The 986-nt window shown below is 42.9% G+C and carries 1 protein-coding gene; it reads right to left on the bottom strand.

Annotated elements, in window-relative coordinates; translation table 11 throughout:
- Positions 1-767: IS110 family transposase (locus IV512_RS19645; protein WP_209406450.1), on the bottom strand; the 767-nt coding region annotated here is incomplete at its 3' end.
- Between the last annotated feature and the right edge of the window lie 219 nt (positions 768-986).

The raw sequence follows: 986 nt of genomic DNA, 5'->3' as shown, positions 1-986 counted from the left end.
CGGAGCTTTCTATTGCCGACCTTGCTTATCCGGGCTCGACCTCTTACACTGCTCCCCGACTCACGTATCGTTGGGGTTATACCGACATAACTACAAAGCTGCGATGCCGTTTCGAACTTGGAAAAGCCATCGGTGACAACAATTAAGAACAACGCTGTCCTTTGCCCTATCCCCGGTATGGACATCAACAAGGTCAATTGCTTTTGTTGGTCCCTTTTTACCAATGATAGGATCTTTGATTCGATAGCCATTACTTCTTTATCCAGTTGTTTCCTATTACGTATCAAGGAACGATAGACGAACTTCGATGGTATGCCCAAAGCGGCTTCCCCATGGATCTTGTTCTTGGTTGCCGTACGTTGTTTCAAATAGGTGTCCAACAAGCGGAACAACTGCAAACATTCACTCTGGGTGTCCGTCAAGGAACTATAGATAGGAACCTCGTTGACCAGGGCATATTCACATATGGCCTTGGCATCGCTCTTGTCCGTTTTTATCTTTGCCAGTTTCATTTGAACGAACCGCTTTATCGATAATGGGTTTACTACCGAAACCACTACTCCATTTTTGTGAAGAAACTGTGCAAGCCTGTGATGATAGTAACCGGTAGCTTCCATAACGACCAATGAGCCTTTGGGCAATTCCCCAAGGTATTTCCTGAACCCGACCTCATCGTTCCTATACCGGTCGTGACCCTTCCTACTTCCATGTACATCGAAGACATCCTTACCGATGTCGACTCCAAAAGTTTCTTTATATTTATTCATAGGATATGTTTTATGAAAGAACCGGCTACTTCTGCCCACAACAACTTGAAAACGAGATCTTGCGTCTCACAGAACTGAACGTGGTTCAAGTAGTAAAAGAGAGAGGATTACCAATGTTGTCGAAGTCTTAAGCTTCAATGTATAACATAACCTTAATTCTCTCTTTTGTTCTTTCTGGTTATATCAACAATTTAATGAGAATCAAACTTAAGATGTATA

Origin of the sequence: Pseudozobellia sp. WGM2 (assembly GCF_017810075.1) — a bacterium.
Taxonomy (GTDB): domain Bacteria; phylum Bacteroidota; class Bacteroidia; order Flavobacteriales; family Flavobacteriaceae; genus JADNYK01.
This window is presented reverse-complemented; position numbering and strand designations above follow the sequence as displayed.